This is a genomic window from Rhodoplanes roseus, from assembly GCF_003258865.1.
GTDB lineage: Bacteria > Pseudomonadota > Alphaproteobacteria > Rhizobiales > Xanthobacteraceae > Rhodoplanes > Rhodoplanes roseus.
The window spans coordinates 1-246 of the sequence record NZ_NPEX01000947.1 but is presented as its reverse complement, the minus strand read 5'-3'; the positions used below and the strand labels follow the sequence as shown (position 1 = coordinate 246).

Annotated in this window: 1 pseudogene; it reads left to right on the top strand. The window is 63.4% G+C overall.

What is annotated here, in order from left to right:
- Nucleotides 1-14: 14 nt before the first annotated feature.
- Nucleotides 15-246, top strand: a pseudogene (locus CH341_RS33125) (methyl-accepting chemotaxis protein); the annotation flags it as partial.

The following is a 246-nucleotide window of genomic DNA, read 5'->3' as shown; positions in this document are numbered from 1 at the left end:
ACGAGATTGGCGAAATGTCGAAGGCGATCGCGATCTTCCGCGACGGTCTCGCCGAGGCCGAGCGTCTGCGCGGCGAACAGGAAGAGCTCGCCGCTCGCGCCGAAGAAGACAAGCGCAAGGCCATGCACGCGCTCGCCGACGATTTCGACCGGGAAGTCTCGAGCATCGTGCGCACGGTGGTCTCCGCCGTCACGCAACTGAAGCAGTCGGCCTCGACGATGAGTTCTTCCGCTGAGGAAACCAATC